The following is a 977-nucleotide window of genomic DNA, read 5'->3' on the forward strand; positions in this document are numbered from 1 at the left end:
GGCACTTTCGGCTACGTGCTTACGGGCGTCTCCGAATCGGGTGCGACCACGTGCTCCCAGGCCCAGACGGGCTCGGTCACGGTGACGGTCAACCCGCTGCCTACGGCGCAGCTGACCGTGAGCGATACGGCGGTATGCCTTGACGATACCAACCTTCCGGTGGTGACCCTTACGGGCTCCGGCGGTACGGCCCCATACACGTTCACCGTGACGGTGGACGGCACCTCGCAGACGCTGGTCTCCAACGCGGCCGGCGTATCGACCTTCACCCTTGCCACGGGCACGGCCATGGACCACATGGTGACGCTGGACTCGGTGAGCGACTCGGCCACGCCTTCGTGCGGCCAGGCCGTGGGCCAGACGGCCACGGTATCGGTCATCGCGCCCCCTGCGGTGCCGGTGCTTACCGACATCCGCCTGTGCGATGACAACAACGACGGCTTCACCTGCTTCAACCTGCAGGCGGCCGCCGACCAGGCAACGGGCGGCGACCCTGACCTTGCCGTGGCGTTCTTTTTGACGGCGCCCGACGCCGCGCTCGGATCGCCGCTGAACGACATAGACAACATCGCCAACTTCTGCAACAACGTACCGGTACACCAGACGCTCTACGTGCGCCTGTGGAACGTGAACGCTCCGGACTGCGCCTCTGTGGGTACCCTTGAGCTTTACGTGGACCCCCGTCCGGTGGCCCTTTCGCCTATAGCCGACTACGAGCTCTGCGACAACGACCGCAACGGTACGGAGTCCTTCGACCTTACGGGATATGCGGGCAACATCGTGGCCAACCCTGCGGGCCTCACCATCACCTTCTACCTTAGCCAGGCCGACGCCCAGTCGGGCACGAGCCCGATAGCGAGCCCTTACGTGAGCGCCGGGGAGACCATCTGGGTGAACCTCGCCAATACGTACTGCCAGACGGTGACCTCCTTCAATTTGGTGGTCAACCCGCTTCCGCAGCTCACCGAGCCGCTGCA

At 65.0% G+C, this 977-nt stretch carries 1 protein-coding gene; it reads left to right on the forward strand.

Annotated elements, in window-relative coordinates; translation table 11 throughout:
- The coding region (locus HZF10_RS17765) for an FIDD domain-containing protein (RefSeq protein WP_503328424.1) at positions 1–977 on the forward strand (977 nt) is incomplete at both ends.

It is taken from the genome of Flavobacterium agri (genome assembly GCF_013401995.1).
Taxonomy (GTDB): Bacteria; Bacteroidota; Bacteroidia; order Flavobacteriales; family Flavobacteriaceae; genus Flavobacterium; species Flavobacterium agri.